At 68.8% G+C, this 23,915-nt stretch carries 20 protein-coding genes; 6 read left to right on the top strand and 14 right to left on the bottom strand.

Annotated features, from left to right (window positions below; translation table 11 throughout):
* Nucleotides 1-274 precede the first annotated feature (274 nt).
* From FHX75_RS14590 to acs, 3 genes are all read right to left on the bottom strand, one after another.
* The gene (locus tag FHX75_RS14590; protein WP_154940309.1) at nt 275-2,581 is read right to left on the bottom strand and encodes an immune inhibitor A domain-containing protein; all 2,307 of its coding nucleotides are present in this window, start codon (nt 2,579-2,581) and stop codon (nt 275-277) included.
* Nucleotides 2,582-2,952: 371 nt separating this feature from the next.
* On the bottom strand, nt 2,953-5,736 hold the full coding sequence (locus tag FHX75_RS14585; protein ID WP_154940307.1) for an immune inhibitor A domain-containing protein: 2,784 nt from the start codon (nt 5,734-5,736) through the stop codon (nt 2,953-2,955).
* 269 nt (nt 5,737-6,005) lie between these two features.
* A complete protein-coding gene (gene acs, locus FHX75_RS14580) occupies nt 6,006-7,970 on the bottom strand; it encodes an acetate--CoA ligase (RefSeq protein WP_154940305.1) in 1,965 nt (654 codons plus the stop codon).
* A gap of 253 nt (nt 7,971-8,223) precedes the next feature.
* On the opposite strand from acs, the gene FHX75_RS14575 reads away from it, so the two are divergent.
* On the top strand, nt 8,224-8,970 hold the full coding sequence (locus tag FHX75_RS14575; protein WP_154940303.1) for a Fic family protein: 747 nt from the start codon (nt 8,224-8,226) through the stop codon (nt 8,968-8,970).
* Nucleotides 8,971-9,111: 141 nt separating this feature from the next.
* Here the strand turns inward: FHX75_RS14575 and FHX75_RS14570 are convergent, their stop codons facing one another.
* The 6 genes from FHX75_RS14570 to FHX75_RS30780 all read right to left on the bottom strand — a co-directional run bounded on the left by FHX75_RS14570 (nt 9,112) and on the right by FHX75_RS30780 (nt 16,968).
* Nucleotides 9,112-9,915, bottom strand: coding sequence for an HAD family hydrolase (locus tag FHX75_RS14570; RefSeq protein ID WP_154940301.1), 804 nt, complete (start codon nt 9,913-9,915; stop codon nt 9,112-9,114).
* A 352-nt stretch (nt 9,916-10,267) separates the two neighbouring features.
* Nucleotides 10,268-10,435, bottom strand: coding sequence for a hypothetical protein (locus tag FHX75_RS31625; RefSeq protein WP_246158065.1), 168 nt, complete (start codon nt 10,433-10,435; stop codon nt 10,268-10,270).
* On the bottom strand, nt 10,405-10,884 hold the full coding sequence (locus tag FHX75_RS31620) for a hypothetical protein (RefSeq protein ID WP_246158063.1): 480 nt from the start codon (nt 10,882-10,884) through the stop codon (nt 10,405-10,407). Before FHX75_RS31620 ends, FHX75_RS31625 begins: the two co-directional genes overlap by 31 nt.
* A gap of 296 nt (nt 10,885-11,180) precedes the next feature.
* On the bottom strand, nt 11,181-15,515 hold the full coding sequence (locus FHX75_RS14560) for a S8 family serine peptidase (RefSeq protein WP_246158060.1): 4,335 nt from the start codon (nt 15,513-15,515) through the stop codon (nt 11,181-11,183).
* A gap of 733 nt (nt 15,516-16,248) precedes the next feature.
* Complete coding sequence (locus FHX75_RS14555; protein ID WP_154940297.1) at nt 16,249-16,566, bottom strand: hypothetical protein; 318 nt, start codon at nt 16,564-16,566, stop codon at nt 16,249-16,251.
* A 237-nt stretch (nt 16,567-16,803) separates the two neighbouring features.
* Nucleotides 16,804-16,968 carry a hypothetical protein gene (locus FHX75_RS30780; protein ID WP_170285373.1) on the bottom strand — a complete coding sequence of 55 codons (165 nt, stop codon included), beginning with the start codon at nt 16,966-16,968 and terminating at the stop codon, nt 16,804-16,806.
* Nucleotides 16,969-17,045: 77 nt separating this feature from the next.
* Here FHX75_RS30780 and FHX75_RS14550 point away from each other — a divergent pair, with 77 nt between their 5' ends.
* The 3 genes from FHX75_RS14550 (at nt 17,046) to FHX75_RS14540 (ending at nt 18,761) form a co-directional block, all read left to right on the top strand.
* Nucleotides 17,046-17,576 carry a GNAT family N-acetyltransferase gene (locus tag FHX75_RS14550; RefSeq protein WP_154940295.1) on the top strand — a complete coding sequence of 177 codons (531 nt, stop codon included), beginning with the start codon at nt 17,046-17,048 and terminating at the stop codon, nt 17,574-17,576.
* Nucleotides 17,577-17,790: 214 nt separating this feature from the next.
* Nucleotides 17,791-18,078, top strand: coding sequence for a YciI family protein (locus FHX75_RS14545; protein ID WP_154940293.1), 288 nt, complete (start codon nt 17,791-17,793; stop codon nt 18,076-18,078).
* A gap of 281 nt (nt 18,079-18,359) precedes the next feature.
* On the top strand, nt 18,360-18,761 hold the full coding sequence (locus FHX75_RS14540) for a hypothetical protein (protein WP_154940291.1): 402 nt from the start codon (nt 18,360-18,362) through the stop codon (nt 18,759-18,761).
* A 325-nt stretch (nt 18,762-19,086) separates the two neighbouring features.
* Here the strand turns inward: FHX75_RS14540 and FHX75_RS14535 are convergent, their stop codons facing one another.
* Together FHX75_RS14535 and FHX75_RS14530 are read right to left on the bottom strand one after the other, a co-directional pair.
* Entirely contained in the window at nt 19,087-19,908 is an 822-nt protein-coding gene (locus FHX75_RS14535) for an alpha/beta fold hydrolase (RefSeq protein WP_154940289.1), read from the bottom strand.
* A 192-nt stretch (nt 19,909-20,100) separates the two neighbouring features.
* Entirely contained in the window at nt 20,101-20,574 is a 474-nt protein-coding gene (locus FHX75_RS14530; RefSeq protein ID WP_154940287.1) for an SRPBCC domain-containing protein, read from the bottom strand.
* A 141-nt stretch (nt 20,575-20,715) separates the two neighbouring features.
* Between FHX75_RS14530 and FHX75_RS14525 the strand changes: the two genes are divergently transcribed.
* Together FHX75_RS14525 and FHX75_RS14520 are read left to right on the top strand one after the other, a co-directional pair.
* Nucleotides 20,716-21,141, top strand: coding sequence for a winged helix-turn-helix transcriptional regulator (locus tag FHX75_RS14525; protein WP_154940285.1), 426 nt, complete (start codon nt 20,716-20,718; stop codon nt 21,139-21,141).
* Nucleotides 21,142-21,512: 371 nt separating this feature from the next.
* Entirely contained in the window at nt 21,513-22,067 is a 555-nt protein-coding gene (locus FHX75_RS14520; protein WP_154940283.1) for a hypothetical protein, read from the top strand.
* Nucleotides 22,068-22,119: 52 nt separating this feature from the next.
* On the opposite strand, the gene FHX75_RS31245 is transcribed toward FHX75_RS14520, so the two are convergent.
* From FHX75_RS31245 to FHX75_RS31615, 3 genes are all read right to left on the bottom strand, one after another.
* The gene (locus tag FHX75_RS31245) at nt 22,120-22,371 is read right to left on the bottom strand and encodes a hypothetical protein (protein WP_211364469.1); all 252 of its coding nucleotides are present in this window, start codon (nt 22,369-22,371) and stop codon (nt 22,120-22,122) included.
* Between the two features lie 20 nt (nt 22,372-22,391).
* The gene (locus FHX75_RS31240; protein ID WP_211364468.1) at nt 22,392-22,820 is read right to left on the bottom strand and encodes an SAM-dependent methyltransferase; all 429 of its coding nucleotides are present in this window, start codon (nt 22,818-22,820) and stop codon (nt 22,392-22,394) included.
* A gap of 199 nt (nt 22,821-23,019) precedes the next feature.
* Nucleotides 23,020-23,832, bottom strand: coding sequence for a VHL beta domain-containing protein (locus FHX75_RS31615; protein WP_154940281.1), 813 nt, complete (start codon nt 23,830-23,832; stop codon nt 23,020-23,022).
* Between the last annotated feature and the right edge of the window lie 83 nt (nt 23,833-23,915).

Below are 23,915 nucleotides of genomic sequence, written 5' to 3'. Positions count from 1 at the left end.
AACGGGGGTACGGGCCGGTGAAGACGTCCCACTAGTGGGACTGATGGTGAAGATAGACACTCCTGCGACGCGTGGGAAGACGGATGCGTCGATTTGTTGCAAGATTTTGTTGGGAATGCTTTTCACCGTCACACCGGTGCCGTTCATCAATGCGATGAGCAGGACGAATGCGCGAGCGGTGGATCATAGTGACAGATTTCGATCAGATTGCGGCGGGCGCAAAACAAGGGGGCCGGTGGCGTCACCGCCACCGGCCCCACTGTTAACAAATTGGTCAGTTGCTGACCTTCACGACCATGTCGTCGGTCGGGTTGGTGCCCTGCTTGAGGATCTGGATCGTGGTGCCGGTGCCGGCCACCTTGACCGAGTTCCACGCGTTGCCCGAGGTCCAGTACTTGGCGATGCCCTTGTCACTGAAGATCGGGTTCGGGGCGAGCTCCGGCAGCGTGACCGCCACACCGTTGCGGTGGAAGGTCTGCGCCGGCTTGGCGTACAGGCTGAACGTCGCGTCGAAGCCGTTGCGACGGTTGCTGATGGTGCCCTGACCACCGACGTTGATCTTGTCGGGGCGGACGTCCACCGGCAGGTTCAGGCCGTAGCCCGGGTGCTGCGAGGTGTTGTTGTCGCCGTACGCGTAGTTCACGTACCAGACCAGCATGCCCTGGTGGTTGGAGAAACGCTCCACCCAGTTCGGGCGGGTGTTGGTGAAGCCGTAGTTGTACCCACCGGTCCGCAGCGTGTCGTCGTACCCGAAGTAGGTGCGGTTCTCCGCGATGTAGAAGCGGGGGTACACGTCGGTGATCGAACCGGTCATCCGGGTGAAGCCCTTCGCGGTCCACGCCGCGTCCAGCGTCTCGGCGTCGTCGGTCCAGGCGGTGGCGCCGTTCTTGACGAGAGAGACGTTGTCCAGGAACACGCCGGCGAGGTGCACGCCGCCGTCGGTCTGGTAGCGGTAGCGGAACTGCACGGTCTGCCCGGCGTACGCCGACAGGTCGTAGGTCAGGTCGACCCAGTTGCCGCTGGTGGAGCCGTCGACGCCGGTCTCACCGGCGTCGATGAGCGAGTTGCTCAGCGAGGTCCAGCTGGCGCCACCGTTGGTGGACACCTCGGCGTAGACGTAGTCGTAGTCCTCTTCGATGTCGTACGACGCCTTCGCGGTGATCGACGCGGACGTCGCACCGGTCAGGTCCAGCTGACGGGTCAGCGTGTTGTTCAGGTCGTCCGCGCTGCCGCCCCACCACTCGTACGAGCCCCCGAACGGGGTGTTGTACGAGGTGGTCTGGGTCTGCGAGGGCAGGTTGACCACGACCGCCTGGGCCTTCGGCCCGTCGCTGTCGCCGGCCGGCCCGAGCGTCACCTGGGTGCTGCCCTTGCCGTACTCCACGGTCGAGTAGTTCAACCAGCCGAGGAACAGCTTGGAGTACGGGTCCATGTAGCCCGGCGTCGAACCGATGTCCTCGGTGCCGTGGCCCAGCCACGAACCCGAGGCCATCAGGCTCCAGAAACCGACGCCGTTGTCGCCGCCGGCGGTGTCGTAGTAGTCCGGCAGACCGAGGTCGTGGCCGTACTCGTGGGCGAACACGCCCAGACCGCCGTTCTCCGGCTCCGTGGTGTAGTCCCGGATCCACATGCCGGTGTCACCGATCTGCACACCACCGGACAGGTTGCCCGCCGGACCCGCGGAACCCGCGAGGTTCGGGAAGGCGGCCCACCGGTGCGACCAGATGGCGTCCTCGCCCTCGGCGCCGCCGCCGGCCTCTTCGCCCTCACCGGCGTGCACCGCCTGGAAGTGGTCGATGTAGCCGTCGGCCTCGTTGAAGTTGCCGTCGCCGTCGAAGTCGTACCGGTCCCAGATGTCGAACTGGGCCAGGTACTCCTTGATCTGGGCCTGGGTCTTGCCCGCCGCCACCTGGGCGTTGTACCAGGAGGTGGCGCTGTCCTTGACGAAGTTCCAGTACCCGTCGGCCTCGGAGATGGCGTTGCTGCCGTACCGCGCCTCGTTGTAGGGAACCTTGACCCAGTCGCTCACGTCGCCGCTGACGGTGTAGCGCCCGCCGGACTGCTGGAAGTAGAAGTCCCGCATCGACTCGCCAGGACCGAACATCATGTCCTGGAAGTGGGCCCGGTTGAAGTCGGACCGCCACAGCGTGCTGTTGTCGTCGGTGGCGCCGCCGTCCCAGTTGCGGTCCGGCTGGGGGATCTGGTTACGGACCGGGCCGGCAGCTCCACCGGTCCGGGGATCCGTCTTGTCGCCGAACTCGACCAGCATCGTGAAGATCGGGTCCGTCTTCGGCGCCTGCTGGTACTCGACGAACAGGTCTTCCTTGACCTGGATGACCTTCGAGCCGTTGCGCGTCTGAAGCTTGGCCTTACCGGAGAGCAGGTCGGCGATGGCCTGCTTCTTGAGCTCCCGCTGCTGATCCGCCTTCGGATCCGGGAGGTTGTCCTTGCCGTGCTTCGCCTTGTCGGCGCCGGGGGTGGGCTCCGCCGCCGGGGCGGCGGACGCCGGGGCCGTGACGACGCCGGCCGCCAGCAGCGCGGCCGCGGCCGAGGCCAGACCGGCTGTGACTCGTCTCCTCAAAGGTCCTCCTCCTTTGTGGAACTGTTACATGACGGGGACAACCAAAGCCGTCTCTGTCATGTCATGCGTCACTCACCATGACAGAGGTTCAAACAGTTGTCACGAGTCAATTACGCCGAGGAGCGCCCATCATTCCGGCCTAAATCGGCACCAATCAGCCCGCAAATCAACCGTTGGCTCATGTTACGGTTCGGCCACGATCACATAGAGTGATGGCGATTATGGAGTCCCCAACATGGAGCGCTGGTGGCCGAGAAAATGTCACACCGATTGCGGAGAGATGTAGGAGGGCGTAAGAGAGCGGGGCCCGTCCGGAGCAGTGTGCTCCGGACGGGCCCCGCCGTGGGTCCCCTCAGACGAATCGGGACAGATCAGTTCGCCGGGGTCACGTGGACCGTGGCGTACGAGTTGTCCTTCGCCGTCTGCTTGATGGTGATGGTGACGCCGTAGGCGGCACCCTGGTCACCCGGGTTGCCCGAGCCGAGCACGGTGAAACCGAGGTTCGTGCCGTACAGGCCGGTGGCCGGGCTGCCGTCCGGGTTGGTGACCCGGGTGGTGTAGGGCACGTTGCCCTTCGACGGGATCACCACGGAGGCGTCGTTGTCCCGCGCGAAGAGCGAGCCGCCCCGCACCTCGATGCCCGGGTACCAGCCCTTGGCGTCGGTGAAGCCCGGCACCGCCGGCTGGGCACCGAAGGTGGTGCAGTACTCGCTGTACGGCTCGTTCGCCGCCTCCAGGCACTCCTTGAAGCCGTACGTGGGCTTGAGCGAGAAGGCCGCGTTGGCGGACTGCGGACGGCTGGGCAGGTTGTCCAGCGTCGACGGGTCCTTGACGGCCGCCTCACCCTGGCGGCGGTACGGGTCGAAGTGCGAGTCGACGATCAGCAGGCCGCCCTTGGCGCCGTAGCTGGGCAGCGCGGTCATCTGCGCGGTGACGTGGTTGACGTTGCCCAGCGCGGTGTCCCGGTACCAGACCAGCATGCCCGGCGCGTTGTAGGAGAGCTTGTCGACCTTCCAGGCGTCGCGCGAGTAAACCGTGTCGTACGCGTACTTCAGGCCGTTGTCGAAGCCGTCGAAGTTGCGCCACTCGGCCAGGTAGTAGTGCGCCTGGTTGTTGGTGCCACCGTCGATCCGCCAGCCCGGGCCGGTGGTGTCGACGAAGGTGCCGCCGGTCTGGGTCCAGCCGTTGGCGCCGCCCTCGACGTTGTCGCTCCAGGTGGTGGCGCCACCGCCGGTCACCGAGAAGTCGTCGGCGAACCAGCCGCGCTCCAGGAACGCCTCGTCGGTCGCCTGGCGCAGCCGCAGCTGCACCGTCTGCCCGGCGTACGCCGACAGGTCGACGTAGTCGTGCCGCCAGCCGTGGGTGTCGCCGGTCAGGCCGTACTTCTTGTTGCCGAAGTCCACCATCCGGCCGTTCGGGTCGGCGTAGCCGTCGGGGGTGGTGACCACCTTGCCCGTCGAGTCGTAGACCTTCTGCTCCGCCCAGGTCGTCCCACCGTCGGTGGAGACCTCGACGAAGCCGTAGTCCCAGTCCTCCTCGATGACGTAGTTGTTCCACATCCAGAACTTCGCGTCGGCCGCCGCAGGCACCGCCACCGAACGGGTCAGCTTGATGTCGGCCCAGTCCTGGTCGGCGCCGGTGTACCACATGTTCGCGCCGCTGTGCGGCGTGGCCAGCGTGATCACCTTGTTCGGCAGGTTGATCTTGATGCCGTCCTTGGTGCCGACCGGGGTCCGCGAGGTCTGGCCCAGCTGCACGTCACGCGGGTCGGCACCCGGGTTGACGTTCAGCGGGTCCGCCCAGCCGAGCACCCACTTGTCCCACAGGCCCATGTGCGTCGGCAGCGCCTGGAAGATCTCACCCGAGTGCGACCCGGAGGCCATCAGGTCCCAGAAGTCGACGTCCGAGTCGGCGTTGCCGGAGGTGTCGTAGAGGTCAGGCAGGCCCAGGTCGTGACCGAACTCGTGGGCGAAGACACCGACACCGGCGTCCTCGGGCTGCACGATGTAGTTCGACACCTGCAGGTCCGTGCCGGGGATGGTGTAGCCGCCCGCCACCGACGAGGAGTGCGCCCAGACGGCGTACACGCCCTCGGCGCCGCCGCCGCGGGACTTGCCCTGGCCGGCGTGCACCAGCACCAGGTGGTCGATCACGCCGTCCGGCTCGAAGACGTTGCCGTCACCGTCCCGGTCGGCCTGGTCCTCGATGTCGTAGTCGGCCCACGGGAAGCTCGGGTCCTTCGCGGCCAGCGCGTCGATCGCGTCGGTGGCGAGCCGGCCCGCGCCCTGCGGGTTGTCCGGGTGGCCGTTCATCGCCTGCTGGCGCCCGGCGACCCAGTTGCCGTTCTCGTCCTGGAAGCAGCGCGAGGCCGCGTACCAGCCCTCGGAGTGCGGCACGGTGATCCACGGGCTGGCCTGCCCGTCCACCGTGTACGCGCCCTTGGACATCTCCAGGTACATGTTGTGCATGGTGCGCCCGGCGATGTCGACGCCCGGCTTGCCGTCCGGCCCGGTCAGGTCCTTGCGGACCCGCTCGGTGATCCCCTCCTTGGTGTAGAGCATCTTGTTGAAGTGCTCCGGGGAGAAGTCCGGCACCCACATCGAGTTGTTGTCCTCGTGCGGCAGGCTGCCCGGGTCCGGGATGTTGTTGTGCTTCGGTCCGTTCTGGGTGGTGCCGAGGACACAGCTCCGGTCCTCGAAGACCGTCTTGGGGACCATGACGTCGGTGAAGTCGTCGTTCGCCTGGTCGTTGAACTCCACCAGCAGGGTCAGCAGCTTGGCGGTCTGGGTGCCCTTGGCCTGCTTGATCTGCCGCGGGTTCTTGCCCGTCTTGATCGCCTCGGCCTCGGTCTTCGCCAGCTGCCGCGCCGTGACGGGGTTACCGCGAGCGAACTTGCGGTCGTACGTCCGCGCCTCCTCGACAGCCGGGGCGTGGATGCCACCCTTGCCCTTGACCTCGCGGCCGTCGCTGTCCGGCTGGACGGCCGGCTCGGCGTAGTTGATGTAGAACTCGTCCGCCCCGATGGTGGCCCTGGCGGGGCCGGACGTCTGGGCCGCCGCAGTCCCCGTCACGGTCAGTGACGTGGCCGCGAGGGCGATGGCGGGCAGCGCGACGAGTAGGCGTCGACGCGACCCGGATTGCGGAGATGTGTTCATGCCGCTCCAATTCTCGGGCATGGGGAGGGAGGAGTCAGCCGGCGCACTGTATCGATGTGATGTCCATCGAACCGACCTGACCTGCGTGAAACTAAATCAGAAAGACAATGAACGACAGGGGTGGGCGTCTCCTGTGGCCGTTCAGCTTCTCCGGCCTCATCCGACCGACCGATGTGACGCCGGCGGCACGTCGCGTGCCGTACCCGTCAGAAACGACGGTGGGTGACGGTCCGCGCGGACCGTCACCCACCGATCGGGTACGCCTGCCGTCAGTCCTCGTCGGACTTGCCGCCGCCCATCCCGGAGGAGATCAGCTCCATCACCGAGGAGTCCTGGAGCGTGGTGACGTCGCCCAGCGAACGGTGCTCCGCCACGTCCCGCAGCAGCCGGCGCATGATCTTGCCGGAGCGGGTCTTCGGCAGCTCCGGCACCAGCATGATCTGCCGGGGTTTGGCGATCGGCCCGAGCGTCTTCGCCACGTGGTTGCGCAGCTCGGTGATGAGCTTCTCGCCCGCCTCGCCCGCGGTGTCCGTCGTGCCGCGCGGGATGGCGAACGCGACGATCGCCTGGCCGGTGGTCGGGTCGGTGGCGCCGACGACCGCCGCCTCGGCGACCGAGGGGTGCGACACCAGCGCCGACTCCACCTCCGTGGTGGAGATGTTGTGCCCGGACACCAGCATCACGTCGTCGACCCGGCCGAGCAGCCAGATGTGCCCGTCGTCGTCCTTCTTCGCCCCGTCGCCGGCGAAGTACATGCCCTCGAACCGGCTCCAGTACGTCTCGATGAACCGGTTGTCGTCGCCCCAGATGGTGCGCAGCATCGACGGCCACGGCTCGCGCAGCACCAGGTAGCCGCCGCCGCCGTTCGGCACCGACCTGCCCTGGTCGTCCACCACGTCGGCGCTGATGCCCGGCAGCGGGGTCATCGCGGAGCCCGGCTTGGCCGCGGTGACGCCGGGCAGCGGCGAGATCATGATCGAGCCGGTCTCGGTCTGCCACCAGGTGTCCACGATGGGCAGCTCACCCCGGCCGACGTGCTGCCGGTACCACATCCAGGCCTCGGGGTTGATCGGCTCGCCGACGCTGCCGAGCAGGCGCAGCGAGGACAGCTCGAAGCCGGCCGGGATGTCCTCGCCCCACTTCATCATGGTGCGGATCAGCGTCGGCGCGGTGTAGAGGATGGTCACCCGGTACTTGTCGACGATCTCCCAGAACCGGCCCTTGTGCGGGGTGTCCGGGGTGCCCTCGTACATCACCTGGGTGGCGCCGTTGGCCAGCGGCCCGTACACGATGTAGGAGTGCCCGGTGACCCAGCCGATGTCGGCGGTGCACCAGTAGACGTCCGTCTCCGGCTTCAGGTCGAACACCGCGTGCGCCGTCCAGGCCGTCTGCGTGAGGTAGCCGCCGGTGGTGTGCAGGATGCCCTTCGGCCGGGCCGTGGTGCCGCTGGTGTAGAGGATGAACAGCGGGTGCTCGGCGTCGAACGCCTCCGCCGTGTGCTCGGCCGGCGCGGTCTCCACCGTCTCGTGCCACCAGTGATCCTTCGCGGACCAGGCGACGTCCTCGCCGGTGCGGCGGACCACCAGCACGTGCTCGATCGACGGGCAGTTCGCCACCGCCTCGTCCACCGTCGGCTTCAACGCCGACGGCTTGCCCCGCCGGTAGCCACCGTCGGCGGTGATCACCACCTTGGCGCTGGCGTCCTGGATCCGGTTGGTCAGCGCGTCGGCGGAGAAGCCGCCGAAGACCACGCTGTGCGTCGCGCCGATCCGGGCGCAGGCCAGCATCGCGACCGCGGCCTCCGGGATCATCGGCATGTAGATCGCCACCCGGTCGCCGGCGGTCACGCCCAGCTCGGTCAGCGCGTTCGCCGCCTGGCAGGTCAACCGGTGCAGGTCCGCGTAGGTCAGGGTGCGGGTGTCACCCGGCTCGCCCTCCCAGTGGATCGCCACCTTGTCCCCGCGACCGGCCTCCACGTGCCGGTCCAGGCAGTTGTACGCCACGTTGAGCCGGCCGCCGACGAACCACTTCGCGAACGGCGGGTTCGACCAGTCGAGCACCTGGTCCCACTGCTTCGCCCAGGCCAGCCGCCCGGCCTGGCGCTCCCAGAAGGCCAGCCGGTCCTCGGCGGCCTCCGCGTACGCGTCGGCGGTGACGTTGGCCTCCGCGGCGAGTGCGGCCGGCGGCGGGAACTGGCGCGTCTCGTTCAGCAGGTTGGCCAATGCCTCGCTCATGCGGTGACTCCTTCGTCGGGTGACCTGCGTCTCCTACCCGGCTGAGGGTAGTCGTGGGCTGGGAAGGCCGCGACAACTCGTCCGACCGGTACGCGCCGAGCGGCCCGCATCGCGCGCCCGGCGGCTTCCGCCGCCCGGAGCGCACCCTTTCCGGGGGTGCGGTCGGGCAGTCGCCCGGCGCGGGGCGGTGGCGCGGGTCGCGTTCCCGGCGGGTGGCGGCCGATGAGGGCGGCCGGGTCGCTAGCGTGGCGGGGTGACCACGGACCCGCTCGCCCCGCTGCTCGCGCTCGCCGACATCGCCCCCGCCGTCGAGCGGGCCCGCGAGCGGGTCGACGAGGCGATGCGGCACCGCGCGCTGCGCCGGCACGGCGGTCAGGTCGCGGCCGAGGTCAGCCTGCGGTCCGCGGTGGCCAGCGCCGCCCTGGAGGGGTACGCCCACGAGCGCGAGACGGTCCGCGCCGGCACGGTCACCGAGCCGGTGCTCCAGGGGGCGCTGCGGGTGGCCGGGGCGCTGCCCGGACTGACCGAGCTCTGGCCCAAGGCCCCCCGGCAGGCGCTGGCCAAGCTGCACGTGCTCGCCGCCCGCAACGTGGTGACCGAGGACGAACTGGGCCGTCCGGTGGCCGACCCGGTGGTCGGTGCGCGGCTGGACGGCCTCGCCGGGCTGGTCGCCGGGGGCACCAAGGTCCCCCCGCTGGTGCTGGCCGCCGTCGTGCACGGCGAGCTGCTGAACCTGCGCCCGTTCGCCGGCCCGTCCGGCGTGGTGGCCCGCGCCGCCGCGCGGTTGGTGCTGATGTCCCGCGGCTTCGACCCGCGCGGGCTGGTCGCCGTCGACGTCGGGCACCGGGAGCGGGAGCCGGAGTACGTCGGCGCGGCCGGCGCCTTCGCCACCGGCACCCCGGACGGGCTGCGCTCCTGGCTGCGGCACTACATGTCGGCCGTCGAGGTGGGCGCCGACCAGCTCACCGTCATCGGCGACGAGATCCTCGCCGCCGCCTGATCCGTTCCGGACTGGGTGACCGCGGTTCTGTCGCCCCTGCGGGCGTCCTCGCCGCCTTCCTGTCCGCTCCGATCGGCGGTCCCTGCCGGCTGCCTGGCCGCTCCGGCCGGCGGGTGTGACCAGGGGACCCGGCGGATGTGCTCAGGCGGCCGGGGTGACCTTGCCGCGGCGGTGCCGGCCGTACCAGGCGATGCCGATGGCCACTCCCACGCCGACGCCGAGCGCCGCCGCGGCCACCGGCACGGCCGGGCGCTCCCGCAGCCGCCGGCCCAGCGGGATCGGGTGCCGGAACTCCAGCACCGGCCAGGCGTTCTCCACCGCGAGCTTGCGCAGTGCCCGGTCCGGATTGACCACCGTGGGGTGGCCGACGCACTCCAGCAACGGCCGGTCGCTGTACGAGTCGGAGTAGGCGTACGAGTCGGCCAGGTCGTAGCCCCGGGCGGTGGCCAGCTCGCTGACCGCCTCGACCTTGCTCGGCCCGGCGGCGTAGAACTCCACCTCGCCGCTGTAGCGGCCGCCCTCGACCGTCATCCGGGTGGCGATCACGTCGGTCACGCCCAGCAGCTCACCGATGGGGCGGACCATCTCCTCGCCGGAGGCGGAGACCAGCACGACGTCCCGGCCGGCGGCCTGGTGCTCCTCGATGAGGGCGGCGGCCTCGGCGTACACGTAGGGGTTGATCAGCTCGTGCAGCGTCTCCGCGACGATCTGACGGACCTGTTCCACCTGCCAGCCCTTACAGAGCGTGGCGAGATAGTCCCTGGTCCGGGCCATGGTCTGCTCGTCGGTGCCGCCCAGCCGGAACATCAGCTGCGCGTACGCCGACTTGACGACGTCACGCCGAGTGATCAGCCCGTCCCGGTAGAACGGCCGACCGAACGCCAGGGCGCTCGACTTGGCGATGACGGTCTTGTCCAGATCGAAGAAAGCGGCACTTCGGCCCACGGCGCGAAAGTCTAGCCCGATGGTCTAAGGTCGGCGGGTGCCCGGGGTCACCAGCCCCTCCGACCTGCGGGCTAGCCGTTGCAACCCCTGCTCTACGTGACGGCTATCACACGCTGTGGTCACATTTTCGCCCTGAGTGGGGTCGACACCACTCGACGTGAACACTCTGCTCGGGCATGCTTGTCCTCACGACGAGTATTCATATCTCGGACAACTCGCAGGCCCTCGGCGGTTGCACCCCCCGTGACCGCTGAGTGGTTCGGCTCAACCCCCCCGGAGCCGAACCTCCCGACGACCCCCGTCTCCCCCCGACGGGGGTCGTCCCTATTCCGGGCAAGTGCTCCGCCGCAGCTCACAGGCCCTCCTCGTCTTCAATGAACGCGCTCTCGGAGGGCACTTCCTCGGCCGGAGGCAGCAGAGAGGCAGCAGAGCTGTCGAAGGCAGCCAGGACACGGGCGGCGTAGTCGTCCGGGGTGTGCGTATAACGGTTCAGCGTCGTCGACGCCTGCTCGTGCCCCATGACCCGCTGCACCAGGTTGATCGGACGCCGTCGGTGACCAGCCAGGTGGCGTAGGCGTGCCGCAGGTCGTGGAACCGCATCCCGCCGACGGCCTTGGCCGCCACGCAGGCGACCGGTTCCCGCTCGGTGGTGAACTCCGCGGACCACTCGACGCCCTCCCGGTCCGGCCAGGTCGCGCGAAAACGGTGCGAGCCGGTGTTGACGACCTGGCCGAGCAGCCCGGCGCGGACCAGCGAGGGCAGCCAGATTCGACGCCGGAAGTTCGACCGCCGCAGTGGCCGCCCCACCCGGTCACGGAAGACCAGCGTGCGCGGGTCCGGATCGTCGGTGGCGGCGTGCAGCTCGCGGAGCGGGGCCAGGCGGAAGCCGAGCAGCGGCACGGTCCGGACCCCGGCGCGACTCTTCGGGTACGGGCGCAGCACGATCCCACCGTGGGTCTCCTCGGCCACCTGGACCACGCGCAGCGATGCCCCGGTCGAGGTCGACCGACGACGACGTCAGCCCGGCGCACTCACCCCAGCGCAGGCCGGCCCGGTCATGCCGGGGGCAGCGCGGGAGGTCAGGACGCCGCGGCTTCTACTTCCAGCGGAAGTGCACGAGCACCGTCCACCCGTGGGAGGCCCGCGAGGGCCATGGAATCTCCTTCAAGAATGACCACGACGCCGCGGCTCGTACCGAACGGAAACGGTCCGGCCCGCCTGGTCGGAAACCAGGCGGGCCGGATCTGTCAGTTAGTGGTCAGTTGTCAGCAGCGGATCGGGGACAGTGCGAAGTTCTCCACGGTGGGCGTGCGGGTGTTGATCCTCGTCTGACGGGTCTGGGGCTGCCAGCCGTCCTTGGCGACGATCATCTTCAGCGGGTCGTGCTTACGGTCGAGCCAGTAGGCGTACTTGCCCTCGGTGTCGGTGGCGAATGTCCACGACATCGCCTTCGCGTTGACCTGGACGACCGCACCGGCGATCGGTGCGCTCGCGCCCTGGCAGCTCGTGCCGGTGACCGTGCCCATCAGCTTGCCCCAGGTCGTCGGCGGCTGCGCGTTCATCGTCACCGCGACCGGCTGCACCTTGTACGGCGTGTTCTCCTTGATGGAGACCAAACCGGAGTAGGCGCCCGGCTGGTCGACGTTCGCCGTCATCTCGACGGTGACCGTGGCCTTCTCACCCGGCGCCAGCGTGGCCGACGTCTTGTTGATCGTCATCCAGCTGACGTCCTCGGCACACTCCTCGAGCCCGGGCAGCGCCTCACTGTCCGGGGTGGCGGCGAAGCCACCGGACGAGCCGCCGACCTTGTAGAAGCCGCACGCCGCGCCACCGCGGTACCGCGGGGTGTTGGCGTTCGGCAGGTTGGACCACGAGGTGATGGCCGGGTCGTAGGCGAAGCCGGCGTTGGTGACGGCTCCGCTCTGCACGCCGCCGACCACCAGGAGCCTGCCGTTCGCCACCGCGAACGAGCTGGCCCAGCTGTCGGCCGGCGCATCGGCGATTGCGGTCCAGGTGTTGGCACCCGGATCGAAGGCGTAGCTGGCCTTGTGCGCGGCGGACCCGTCGTGACCACCGGTGCAGTAGACGACCCCGTCGATCCCGCCGCAGGAGGCGAAGGCCGCCGACTTCGGGTAGTCGGGCAGCGTCTCCCAGGTGTCGCTGCCCGGGTCGTACCGGACGACATCGTTCGACATCGGCGTGCAGGACGAGGTCGTGCAGCCACCGATGGCGTACAGCATGCCGTCGACGACCGCCTGCCCGGCCGCGGCGCGCGGCGCGGGGTTGTCAGCCTTCTCCGTCCAGGAGTTGGCCGCCGGGTCGTACGACCAGGTGGTGCCCTCGGGGCCGGACGCACCCCAGCCGCCGGTCGCGATGATCTCCCCGTCCACGACGCCCACCGTCATGGCAACGCGCGCGGCGGGAAGATCGGCGATCGGCGCCCAGTTCTGCGCGATCGGGTCGTAGACGAAGTTCTTCGTCGTGGACGCCGATCCGTTGGTGCCGGCGATCGAGTACACCTTGCCGTCCAGGTTCACCACCCGGTTGTCCATCACGTTCGCCGGGTAGTCGGCGATGTCCGTCCAGGGCTCGGCCTGCGGGCCGACCGCGGCGGAGGCCGCCGCAGGCGACTTGCCGGACGCCGTCGCGGCGAACGACGTCGGGACGGTGAGCCGCTGCTCCGGCGCGCCGTTGGACCCGACTACCTCCTGCTTGGTCATCCGGGACCCGTCGGCCCGGAGAAGCTCGAAGCCGTCGTTCCGCTCACCGAACTCGACCTCGACGGGTGCCCCGCCGGTGTTGGTCACGGTGAAGGTCCTGCTGACCTTGCCGGTGGGCATCCGGACCGTGCCGGTCACTCCAGCGGGCTGCACCGCCAGCCGGCCGGCCGCGAGCTGGAAGTTCGCCGCCGTCGCGCGGTCGGCCTGGACGTCGACCTGCTCGCTCTGGCTGACGTAGTTGCCCGCCTTCGCGGTGAACTTGTGCGTGTCCGTCAGCGAGGAGAACAGCCAGTAGAAGCCGTCCGGCAGATCGGTGTCGTCGGGCGTCGCCGCCGTGGTGGCCCTCTCCGCCGGCCGGTCGTCGCTGGTGACCGTGGCGCCGTTGACGTAGCCGTTGTCGTTCTTGTCACGAACGTGGCCGAGCACCAGGCCACCGTCGATCGGCTGGCAGGTGACCTGGCTGCCGATCAGCACGTTGTCGACCTGCCACCACCATGCAAAGTGGGCGTCGTAGTAGTGGAACCGGACCCGGACCTCCGCCTTGCCCGCGGCCTGCGGGATCGGGACTTCGGTGACCCGCGGCCCGCCGACGTCGGTTACCTGCCGGAGCACGTTGGTCCAGGTGGCGCCGCCGTCGAGGCTCAGGTCGACATCGGCCCGGTCGGAGGTCGCCCAGTTGAAGTCCTGATTGAACCGGATCACCGGTGCCGGCACGGTGGTCAGGTTGACCACCGGGCTGACGAGCGAGGTGTCCTGTTGCCCACCGGGGCCGTAGTTGTCGCTGTCGACGACCGCGAAGTTGCCGGTGCCGCCGGTCAGGTTGCCCCACTTGCCGTCGTCGGTGAACCTCCAGACCTCACCGTCGCCCAGGTGGTCCACCACCGACCAGCCGGCCGGCACGGTGGTGCCGTCGAAGGGCTCGTACTCACCGTCCGAGAAGTACCGGTATCCGGGTGCCGTCGTACAGACGTTGGTCTGCACTGGTACGGCGACGTTGGCGGTGACGTTGCCCGATCCGACCACGACCTCCTTGGTCACTGTTTCGTAGCCCGGGTACTGCGGATCAACCTTCAGGCTGTACGTCGCCCCGGCCGGCAGCTCGAAGCTGTAGCGGCCGTCGACGGGCGTGGCGTAGTCGGACACCCCCGACGGACCCTCGACGGTCACCTTCGCGTAGACCGGCCAGCCGTGTCCGGAGCCGTCGGTGACCGCTCCGCTGACCGTGACGCTCGGTACCGCCGCCAGCGCCACGTTGAGCGTCGTGGTGGTGTCCTTGGTGACCGTCGCCGGCAGGGTCTTGCTCTCGTAGCCGTACGCCGCCACGGCGACCTGGTAGTCGCCGACCGGAAGCAACGACGAGTACTTCCCGTCGGCCCCGATGGTCAGCTGGCGGCTCACCGGACCGGTCAGGTTGACCGTGGCACCCGCGATCGGGTTACCGGTGCCCGCGTCGGTGACGGTGCCGGCCAGGGTGCCGGTGTCGCCGATCGGGGCGGCGTTGAACAACGCCAGCGCGTCCAGCCGGCCCTCGCCGTACACGTTGTTGTCGTCCGCGGTGCCACCGCACTGGAGGTCTTCCTTGTCGACCGCCGAGTTGTCCAGCAGCGCACGGGTCGCGTTGACGTCACCGACCAGGGCCGGTGCCGCCGACCACAGCAGCGCGACCGCGCCCGCGAGGTGCGGGGCCGCCATCGAGGTGCCGTTGAAGCTGGCGTAGCCACTGCCCGGAACGCTCGACCGCACGTTCACACCAGGAGCCGAAAGGTTGGGCTTGATCTCGCCGTCCTGCCCGGCGCCGCGGCTGGAGAAGCTGGCGATGTTGTTGTTGATGTCGTAGGCGCCGGTCGAGTAGTTGCTGATCCGGCTTCCCGGGGAGCCGCTGGTCTGGCATCCCGGACCGTTGTTGCCGTTGGACCAGGCCCCGAAGATGCCCGATGCGGTCCAGGCCAGGGTCACGTCCTCCATGAGCGGATCGTTGGAGGGCAGCGTCGTTCCCCACGAGTTGTTGATGATGTTCGGCCGCTTGCTGGCGTCCGGGTTCTGGCCGTTGAGGTCAGTCGGCTCGAGCATCCACTGGCCGGAGGCGATCAGCGCGGTGTCGCTGGGGCAGCAGCCGTTCGCCGCGATCCACGTGACCTCGGGTGCGACGCCGATCTGGTTCGCACCGTCATCGCCGACCATCGTGCCCATCGTGTGCGTGCCGTGGCCGTCGGTGTCACAGGGCGCGTCGGGGCATATCCCGGCGGCGTTGAACCAGTTGTAGTTGTGGTCGAACGTCCCGTCGCCGTTGTTGCCACGGTAGGAGTTCACCAGCGCCGGGTGGTCGAACTGGACCCCGGTGTCGATGTTCGCCACCGTGATGCCCGCACCCTTGACGCCATACTGCGACCAGACGTCGTCGGCGTTGATGTTGGCGATGCCCCACTCGAGGGCGTTCACCGTCTTCTCATTGGTGCCCTCGGTGACCTCCGGCGCCTTGTAGGCGACCGGGGCGTACAGGCCCTCGACCTCGGCGTGGGCGGCGAAGCTCTGCGCCATCGTCACTGAGCCACTGCTCACCTTGATGGCGTTGCTCGCCCAGAAGGTCTGGTACTTCGCACCCGCGCCGTCGAGCTCAGCCCGAATCTTGGCCTGACTGTCGGCAGCGGTCTTCTTCAACGCGTCCGCGACCGCGGCACCACGCTTGGCCCAATCCTTGATCGCACTGGCCTGGCTCAGGTCCGCCCGGTCTCGGAAGCGGATCCAGAAGTCGCCCTCGCTCCTGGCCTCGAACTGCTTCGTGAGCTCCGGCCGGATCTTGTCCGACGGGGAGGCTCCCGCCCCGGCCGCCGCCTGTGCACCCGTACCGGTGGTGGCCAGTCCCGTCGCGACGAGGATCATCGCCGCGCCAGCGCTGACCAGACATCTGGCCAGACGCCTCCTATGTGCACGTCTCAGCATCGGTGCTGCCTCCTTCAAGATGACCCGCAGTTGATCGAGCCATGACGAAGGGGTGCAGGAGGCTCATCTCCCGTTTGGATCACATTGGAACGAACGATCCCCCGTGCCCCTTCACGTGCCGCGCGGGTCACGCCAGCGGCCCGTTGGCGGTCTCAAAGATCGACCGACCGAAGTCTGTGACGCAGCTCACCTGAAGATCACTAGCTGCGGCCTGCCGCATCGGCGACATGTCGCCAGGTGGACAACGGACGACGGTGCCGTTCCGATCCCCCAGGTCGGCCCGGTAGCGCTGCTCGATCAACGGCCGGCTGCGGAGGCCGGCAAGTTCGCCATGATCAGGTGGCACAGATCCGGCACAAGCGACGAGTAGCAGTGGCAGAAGCCGGAAACCGACAGAAGACGTTTCGGCAGGTCAGGATCCTGGTCGGGGGGCAGCGTGGGAGGTCGGGAAGCCGGGGGGCTTACTTCCAGCGGAAGTGGACGAATCGGAGCAGACCACGACGTTGGCCTGCCCCGACAGCAACAAAACGGGGGACGACCGTTCCGCTAAGCGAGACGTCAGGCCGAGTCGCAAGATGCGGAACAGGCACGAAATGATCAAGTCGAGCAACCCGGTGCCCGACCCGTTTTACCTGGTGGATCCTTCGCCCTGCACCTTGCTGCTGTCCCCTTCCTAAACCGTGTGTCGGTCCAGCTGGCGCCCGCGCACCCGGAACAGCGTCTGTCCATCCTCTGCTTCGACCCCATCCGGTTGGGTCGAGATGACTAGGGCACCGTCTTCGTCCTGGCTGACGATGCTGCATCGCACGCGAACTGGTGCCGGCAGGCGAGTGTCGGCGTTTAGCTGACCGTCGGTGAAGACGGGGACCTTGTCGACGAAGAACCACGACTTCCCGTCAGCTTCGACCATGCGGACGCGCACCCAGCCCGGGAAATCCTGGCTGACCCATGCGACCACCTCGCAGCGGAGAAAGCGTTCTTCGTGAGGCACGGGCCGATCTTGCCCGTTTGCTCGTGCGATGCCGACCGACGATTGACGAGGGCAGTCAAGGGCAAACGACGAGGCTGGAGGCAGCGGTGAGGCAGCAAGCTCCTTGATCCAGGCCGGCACGACGGATCAACGGACGCTTGGCGCCAGGCGTGAACCAACATCGCTCGGCACCGACCGACAACTTGGGTCCCCCCCGACGGGGGTCGTCCCTATTCGGTGTGAGCGCTCCGACGCAGTTCACGGCGACTCTTCCATGCTGTCGGGCAGGCTCTCGCTGGGCAGCTCGGCCGCTGTATTCAGCAGATCGTCAGCAGGCAGCGCGAAGGCATCCAAGATCCCAGCGGCATAGTCAGCAGTGTGCGTATAACGGTTCAGCGTCGTCGACGCCTGCTCGCGGCCCATGACCCGCTGCGCGACTTACGACCGCGCGCGAGGCGCCCGGGCCTGAGGCGCGTAAGGCACTGGCTAGATTCGGTCGCATGCGCACCCTCACCAGCGACCGCCTGCTACTGCGCCCCTGGCGCGATGACGACGTCGAATTCCTCTTGGACCTTGAGTCGCGCTGGGAGGTCGTGCGCTTCCTGGGCGCCCGTCCGACGACCATGAGTACCCGCGAGGAAGCACTCGCCTCGATCGCACGCCGACGTGCCATCGACCACCCGATCCATGGAATCTGGGCCATCACGACAGCGGCTGACAGCCGCCTGGTTGGAAACCTCCTGCTCAAGCCGATTCCCCTGTCGGCCGGTGAACCCGCCGGTGGGTGGAACGACGTCGAGATCGGCTGGCACCTGCATCCGGACGCCTGGGGACACGGCTACGCAACCGAAGCAGCGGAGGCGGTCCTCGACGATGCGTTCAGCCGGGGTCTGGCGAAGGTCCTTGCCGTCACGGACCCTGAGAACCGCGCCTCCCAGGCCGTGTGCCGGCGGCTCGGCATGACTCATCTGGGCCGCACGACGAGGTACTACGACAGCCCGAACGAACTGTTCGAGAAGTTGCCCGACTGACCGGCTGGACCGCGACGATCGATGCGGCTACTCGCCTCCGGCGGGGGCGCTCCGGCTCCAGGATGGCCGGGGCTCCGCCGGCGGGTCACGGGCCTGAACGGGAGTGCGTCGCTGCGTATGAAGGTGAACGGGTAACGAGGCTGCGGGCGGATATCCACGCCCACCATCTCGGACCCGTGACGAGGGCAGGTCATTGCCGGCATACGATCATGAAATGTTCGTGGTGACACTGACCTACCTCGCCGATCTCGCCCAGATCGACGATGCCCTTGAGGACCACGTCGCCTGGCTGGACCAGCAGTATGCGGACGGGGCGTTCATCGCTTCCGGTCGTCGGGTTCCCCGTGTCGGTGGCGTGATTCTGGCTCGGAACCTCGCACGGGAAGAACTTGAGCGCCGGCTCGCCTCGGATCCGTTCCGCCAGCGGGGCCTTGCCGAGTATGCAGTGACAGAGTTCGTCCCCTCCCGCACCGCCAAGGGCTTCGAACACCTCTTGCCCTAGCCAGGAACGGTCGACAAGGGAACGCATTCGTCCGGAGGAGGAGAACCCGCTCAGTCTCTGACCCAGAACTGCCAGCCGTCAGGTGCAGGGGCCACGCGGGATCGGGCCGCCAGCCTTGCGGCGGGACCCAGTCGGCGGGCGTGGGCGGCCATCCCGGCGGAACCACGGCCGTGCTTGCGGGTGGCATACTGCCGCCCATGATCGAAAACGGTCCGCACGCCCCCTCCGGCCCGTATCCACCGTCAACCCCGATTCCGCAGCCGGTGAAGGTGCGCGGACCCGTGTCCAAGGCCCGCCGTTACACCTGGATGCTGGTCGTCGGTGTGCTCTTCGCGATCCTGCCCTTCTCCCACGCGGCCAATGGCGCTTGGCGCAACCCGGTCTCGGCGGTGCTGGGGCTGCTCGTCTTCGGTGGCACGAGCGTGACGCTGATCCGGTGGTGGTACCTGACCAGGCGGGCCCGGCTGACGGCCACGCTCGTCGCGCCGACGGTGCCACGGACCCGTGTGCTGGTCCCTGCGCTCTTCGGCATCGTCTTCCTCTACGGCGCGATATCGCTCGCGCTCGACTGGCTGTGGCGCGGGATCAACGCGGAGGAGAAGGAGGCGATCCCCGGTCTGGGCACGCTCGGGCTCCTGCTGCTCGCCCTGGCGGCGGTGCTGCACCTACGCCGCGGCCGGTGAGACGGGCCTGCACGCTGCTCGTCGCTCTCCCGTTCCAGCTTGTCAAGCACAGCCTGGGCACGAGCCAGACGTGTGTCGTTCGCGGCAGACGGTAGGTTGGCCCCGTTTTCCCTACCTGCGGGGCCACCGCCAGCCGTCACACGACCTCCACCAGCCCGTCCGGCCCTGCCTTCCTTTGAGCGCCACTCTGCGCCCCTGAAGGAGCGCCGCGATGACCACGCCGCCCCGCTTCCCCGCCGACCTCTGCGCCCTGATCGAGTCATCGAGGGAGAGGTAGGGGCCGGGTCTAACCACCTCGGTGAACCCAAAGGCTGTGTCGCCTCGGTCAACTCCTCAGGAACGCGAGCAGATCCTTGTTGACCTGGTCCTGGAGAGTGGACGTGATGCCGTGCGGCGCGCCCGGGTAGTAGATGTCCTTGGCATCAGGGATGAGCTGAGCCGATTTCCTCGCCGAGTCCTTGACCGGGACGATCTGGTCGTCCTCGCCGTGCAGCACCAGGGTGGGGATGTCGAACTTGGCGAGATCGTCGCGGAAGTCCGTCTCGGAGAAGGCCTTGATGCTCGCGTACGCGTTCCACAGGCCGGCCTGCATGCTCCACAACCAAAACTGGTCGAGGATCCCCTTCGAGACCGTTGCCCCCTGTCGGTTGGCGCCGTAGAACATCTGCGCCAGATCCTGGTAGAACTGCGACCGGTCCTTCATCAGGTTGGCGCGCAGCCCGTCGAAGACGTCGATGGGCAGGCCCTCGGGGTTGTCCGGTGTCTGCGCCATGATCGGCGGCACGGCGGAGATGAGGACGGCTTTGGCGACCCGTCCCGTCCCGTGGCGGCCGATGTAGCGCGCGACCTCACCACCGCCGGTCGAGTGCCCGACCAGCGTGGCGTCGGTGAGGTCGAGCGCCTCGATGACCGCCGCGAGGTCGTCGGCATAGCCGTCCATGTCGTTGCCGCCGGAGGCCTGGCTCGACCGGCCGTGACCACGGCGGTCGTGCGCGACGACCCGGAAACCGTTCTGCATGAGGAAGAGCATCTGCCCGTCCCACGCGTCCGCGTTCAGCGGCCAGCCATGGGAGAAGGTGACAACCGGGCCCGTACCCCAGTCCTTGTAGTAGATCTCGGTGCCGTCCTTGGCCGTGATGTAGCTCATGCCGCTTTCCTTCCGATTCGTCACGGTCGGCATGCCGGCCCGGCCGGCCGTTACCGCAGGACCGCCGAAATGTCGCGCGAGAGAGAAGGTGCAGCGGCCCGCGCCCGAGATGTCGGCTTTACCCGATGCTAGGCGGCGGTGCACAAACCATGCTGCCGGATCGACGAACGCGGGCAGGATTCACGAACCGCTTCAACCGTTGCGCTTTGCAAGCGCCGCGTCGAGGCCGTTCAGCCGCAGCACGCTTGCGCCGCGCAGGTGCGCCAGGTCCACACTGCCGTCCCCCGCGTACCTGAGAAACGTCACCTGTTCGGTCCATTCCAGGCAGGTTCCGTCCGTCTCGGCGTCGAGCCGGACGGTGACCAGCGAGGTCCACCGCAGGTCGCCGTCGACGAGGGCCTCATAGCCGTAGACGATCCGATGGCTGCCCGCGATGTCGACGTACCGCGACCGGAACTCCAGCCGCTCGGGCGCGGTGTCCAGTCCGGTGAAGGTGCTGCGCGCCGTCTCGCCTCCGCCCACCCGGAAGTCGTGCTCGTAGGAAGCTGCGCTGCCGGGAAGCCGGAACCACCGCCGCCTGATCGCGGGGTCAGCGAACGCCATGAAGACCTCGCCCGGCGGCACGTCGAGATGCCGCGAGATCGTGAAGGTGTCGTGCCGAACCATGTCGTCCCTTCCGCTGTCACGGCCACGAATGGGTGGCCGCACCTCAGTTACGATCAGTAAGAAACGTGCGCCCACCGGTTTTAGTCCGGCTCCCCGATACGCACTTTGAAGTCAGCTACTGACGCATGAGGAACAGAAGGCATGACGAGCTTCCTTGGTACCGAGCTCGCACAGCGCGGGGTCGCGCCGGACTGCGTCCAGACGATCGAGCTCGTCCGCGATGTGCTGGCGCGGGTGGGCGACAAGTGGACGCTGCTGACCATCACGGTCCTGGCCTCCGGCCCGCTGCGCTTCACCGCGCTGCACGAGCAGGTCGCCGGCATCTCTCAGCGGATGCTCAGTCAGACGCTGCGCGCCCTCACCCGCGACGGGTTGGTGACCAGGACCGCTTACCCGGAAGTGCCGCCGAGGGTTGAATACGCACTGACGCCGCTCGGCCGTTCATTGAGCGCGGCCGTGGACGGACTCGTGCACTGGGTCCGCAGCCACCAGAGCGACATCGTCCGCAACCGCGACGAGTTCGACCGGGCACCCGGCGCAAACACCGCCACGCTGCCCCGCCTGTAGGCCAGGCATTGCTCCATGACCATGTCGTCAGTCGCGTCAGCCCACCCGCCTGCTACCGGCGAAACCACTGCGATCGACCCCTGAGCTGGATCCCGTGTGGACCAGATCGCCTTCAACTCGTCTCGGGGCAGGCGATGCGTGCGGTGTGCCGCGACAACGAGGACCCGGACAACCTGGAGCGCTGGCTGGCCGAGGCCTACTTCTACTGCGCCACCTCAGCATGCGATGACACGGTGAACGGCGGTGGGAGTTGGCCGGTTGGTTCTTCCGCGGCTAGCAGGTCTACCAGGAGCCCCACGGGGCGCCAGGGTGACCGGTCCCACGGCACACTGTCCGACGTGGGGATGCCGGCGCCGGTCACGGCTCACGACATGACGGTCGCACTGGACTACGGGCAGTTCACTCTCTCCGGCACGTCGGAGGGCGACTCGGACCTGAGCATGCTCGGACGGGAGGCGCAGGTGGGCCCGCACATCGCCAGCGACGATCACACGGTGCTCGTTCTCGTGCCGCACCAGAACAACTTCGACATGGCGCTGCGGGTCGAGGTGTGGGCCGAACCGCCGCCCCGGGACTTCGGGCAGTGGGAAGAGATCTTCGAGTGCGCGCTGGAGGTCGACGGCGGGGAGCTGTCGTACGGCTCGCCGACGCTGGGGTGCCGGCCGTGCGAGGTGCCCGACGGGCGGTACGGGGTCCGCATTTGCGGCCGGGGCTTCGTCAACCGGGGCTGGCCCGGATCCGCCACACCCGGCGACGTCTGGCGGGTGCAGCTCTGGCCGACCAGGAGAAACCTGCCGGACCGGAGGATCCGAGCTTGGCGTCCGCCGGAGCCGGGGACCGGGCCTGTCCTGCCGATCGCGCAGGCCAGAAGGCCCGAGCAGACCGGCAAGGCGGCTCCGCAGCCGCCGGGTGCAGGTCGTCGTTGATGACTTCGTCGGGGTACGGACCATGTCGGTACCCCGGTGGGCGAACGAGCACTCAGCGACCGAGGACGAAGTACGCAAGACCCAGGACACCGCGGTAGATGCCGACGTACTCGCGTAGCCGGTCATCGAGTTCCTCGCGTACCTCCGTCGCGCGAGGGTCTTCCGGGTGTTGCAGCAGCCACTCCTGCTGTCCCGCGCGCCAGGTTGACTCGAAGTCGTCCCATTCTCGCTGGTCCGCAGTGCTGAAGTGCAGGACTCTCCAGCCCAGTCCACGGGCGAGCTCGATGAGATCAGCGAGCGGCACCGTCTCCTCCCCGAAGATCTCTACCGCCTCGGCCGTCGGAGGCCGCTCCCAGTACGCTCGCCGAACAGGAGGCGGCCATCAGGCCGTACGGACTCGGCGAGTGCCTTGAGGGCATCGGCCGTCCCACCGAAGGCATGCGAGGCGCCAATGCGCAGGACGCGGTCGCCGGTCTCCCGCGAGGAGGCCGCTTCCCCCTTCACGAAGGTGACGTGCTCGTCCAGCGAGCGGTCAGCCGCCAGTGCCCGGCCCCTCGCGAGAGCAGCGTCGTCCGTATCGACACCGACGCCTGTCGTCACGGTCGTGCCGCTCACTCCTCCGGCCGCGACCGCCCTCAGCAGCAGCTCGCCCCACCCGCAACCGAGATCAAGTACTCGCGCGCCGGGCCGGATGCCAAGCCGCTGCAGAAGCAGAGCGGCATGCTCCTCCGACAGCGGCGTGTTCCAGCGCATCCGCGCATAGCGCACAGCGGTGAGGTCCTCAGTCGTCTGAATCCGCCGAGGGTGGCAACTCCCGACCCGGCGGCGCATCCCCTTTCGCGACCACCACGGCAACAGGCCGGGGTGCATCGCAGCCGGGGTCGTCCTGGTGGCCGACGGCGTCCCCGGCAGCCGGTGATCCAGGCCAGCCAGGGATTCGGGGCGCCCGTCACTATCGGATCACCGCCCGGCTGACGTCGGGCGCGGGCAGGAAGCAGACCAGTCCGTGCCCGCCGGCGTCGGTGACCACCCACGGGTGGCCCAGGTAGGTCTGCTGCCGGTACGACCGGCCCGGTTCCAGGACGGCGTACCGGCGCCGCTGACCGTCGTAGTCGAGCCAGTGCACCACGACCTCGGAGTCCCGCCGGTTGACGAAGTCGACGAAAGTCTCCGCGCCGCCGCCGCTGGAGCGCAGCGACGGTTCGCGCGACGGGGGCAGCGGCGGGAGTTCGTCCGATCGGGGCTGCCCGGGTGGGGTGGTCGACGGACGAGGGCGGGTCGTCGTACCCCCGGCGGGTTTGCGCGGCCGGTCGGTGGGTGACGCGGTGGGGCGGGGCGACCGCACCGAGGCCCGGGTGGAGAGGGACACCGGCGCGGGGGAGAAGCTGACGGTGGGTTGGCCGCTCACCGGCTCGGGCACGGCCGCCTGGTCGAGACCGGTTGCCGGCGCGGCGGCCGGCGGGCCTTCCTCGGGGCGCGGCGGAGCCGTCCAGATCGGCCACGACGCGACGGCGAGGGTGGCGAGCGCACCGACCACGGCGCAGCCCAGCACCAGCGCCCGCCCCGGACCGCCGACGCGGGGTGACGGCTCCTGGGCGACCGGCGGCGCCGGTCCCGGCACCGGATCGCCGGCGCGGCACCGTGCCTCTCCAGGCGCGATCGACGGGTACGGCGGGAGTCCGCCCACACGGCGCGGCTCGGGCAACCAGCCCCCGATGCGCAGGGGTGCGTCGGGGCGGTGGGTCTCGTCGGACGGATCGGCCATGGCCCCGTTCCCGGGCAGCGCAGCCACCCCGGTCGGTGGCATGGGGAAACCGATTATCGGCGGGCCGTGTCTTCGGTCGTCAA

Source organism: Micromonospora palomenae (genome assembly GCF_007829925.1).
GTDB classification, from domain to species: domain Bacteria; phylum Actinomycetota; class Actinomycetes; order Mycobacteriales; family Micromonosporaceae; genus Micromonospora; species Micromonospora purpureochromogenes.
This window is presented reverse-complemented; position numbering and strand designations above follow the sequence as displayed.

Bases quoted from the DNA above. Each gene is read 5' to 3' on its own strand.
- FHX75_RS14585 (WP_154940307.1), bottom strand. From the start codon at position 5,736: ATGAACACATCTCCGCAATCCGGGTCGCGTCGACGCCTACTCGTCGCG.
- acs (WP_154940305.1), bottom strand. From the start codon at position 7,970: ATGAGCGAGGCATTGGCCAACCTGCTGAACGAGACGCGCCAGTTCCCG.
- FHX75_RS31625 (WP_246158065.1), bottom strand. From the start codon at position 10,435: ATGGGGCACGAGCAGGCGTCGACGACGCTGAACCGTTATACGCACACC.
- FHX75_RS14560 (WP_246158060.1), bottom strand. From the start codon at position 15,515: ATGATCCTCGTCGCGACGGGACTGGCCACCACCGGTACGGGTGCACAG.
- FHX75_RS30780 (WP_170285373.1), bottom strand. From the start codon at position 16,968: ATGGGCCGCGAGCAGGCGTCGACGACGCTGAACCGTTATACGCACACT.
- FHX75_RS14550 (WP_154940295.1), top strand. From the start codon at position 17,046: ATGCGCACCCTCACCAGCGACCGCCTGCTACTGCGCCCCTGGCGCGAT.
- FHX75_RS14545 (WP_154940293.1), top strand. From the start codon at position 17,791: ATGTTCGTGGTGACACTGACCTACCTCGCCGATCTCGCCCAGATCGAC.
- FHX75_RS14535 (WP_154940289.1), bottom strand. From the start codon at position 19,908: ATGAGCTACATCACGGCCAAGGACGGCACCGAGATCTACTACAAGGAC.
- FHX75_RS14530 (WP_154940287.1), bottom strand. From the start codon at position 20,574: ATGGTTCGGCACGACACCTTCACGATCTCGCGGCATCTCGACGTGCCG.
- FHX75_RS14525 (WP_154940285.1), top strand. From the start codon at position 20,716: ATGACGAGCTTCCTTGGTACCGAGCTCGCACAGCGCGGGGTCGCGCCG.
- FHX75_RS14520 (WP_154940283.1), top strand. From the start codon at position 21,513: ATGACGGTCGCACTGGACTACGGGCAGTTCACTCTCTCCGGCACGTCG.
- FHX75_RS31240 (WP_211364468.1), bottom strand. From the start codon at position 22,820: ATGCGCTGGAACACGCCGCTGTCGGAGGAGCATGCCGCTCTGCTTCTG.
- FHX75_RS31615 (WP_154940281.1), bottom strand. From the start codon at position 23,832: ATGGCCGATCCGTCCGACGAGACCCACCGCCCCGACGCACCCCTGCGC.